Below are 824 nucleotides of genomic sequence, written 5' to 3'. Positions count from 1 at the left end.
CGGTGCGGCTCTGGCTCATTGCTCTCCTCCCCGGCCGGGCCGGTCGCGGGCCGCCGGGCGGGGATCAGCCCCCGGCCAGGCGGCGAATCATCTGCAGCAGCGCCTCCGGCACCTCGACGCCGGTGGCCGAGGCCTCCGCCGCCAGGGCGTCGCGCCGGGCACCGGGCAGGCGCACCCCCGCATCCTGCAGCATGGTGGTGACCAATCCCTCCACGCGGTCGAGAAAGATCGCCTGCCCGGCCAGGGCGCCGGGGTCGATCGCCAGCAGCGCCTGGCCGAGGCGCGGGCGGTTGCCCTGCTCCTGGAAGAAGCTGTCGGCCTCGAAGCCGAAGGCGGCGCCGGCCAGGGCGACGCAGAGCAGCTCCACCACCATGGCCAGCAGCGCGCCCTTGGCCCCGCCCATGGCCAGCATGGCGCCGTCCATGGCGGCGGCGGCGTCGGTGGTGGGGCGGCCCTCGGAATCCAGCGCCCAGCCCTCGGGGATGGGCTGGCCGGCCTTGGCCGCCTGGGCGATGCGGCCGCGCGCCACCTGCGACAGCGCCAGGTCGATCACCAGCGGCGGCGCGTCGCGGCGCGGAAGGCGGCGGCCACCGGGTTGGTGCCGAGCAGCGGCCGCCGCCCCCCCGCCACCGGCATGGCGGCGGGCGAGTTGCTGAAGGCCAGCGCCACCAGCCCCTGCCCGGCCAGCCGGCGCACCGGCAGGCCCATCGCCCCGGCATGGTGGCCATTGGTGATGCCGACCCAGGCCACACCCGAGTCGCGCGCGCGCTGCCCGGCCTCCCGCTCCGCCAGGGCGAGCGCCGGGAAGGCCAGCCCGTCCCGCG

The 824-nt window shown here is 77.9% G+C and carries 1 pseudogene; it reads right to left on the bottom strand.

Annotated elements, in window-relative coordinates:
* Nucleotides 1–64: 64 nt before the first annotated feature.
* A pseudogene (locus HMPREF0731_RS24725) lies at nucleotides 65–792 on the bottom strand (Ldh family oxidoreductase).
* Nucleotides 793–824: the final 32 nt, after the last annotated feature.

The organism is Pseudoroseomonas cervicalis ATCC 49957 (assembly GCF_000164635.1).
Classification (GTDB): Bacteria; Pseudomonadota; Alphaproteobacteria; order Acetobacterales; family Acetobacteraceae; genus Pseudoroseomonas; species Pseudoroseomonas cervicalis.
The sequence above is the reverse complement of the archived record's forward strand: the minus strand, read 5'-3'. Positions and strand labels throughout refer to the sequence as shown.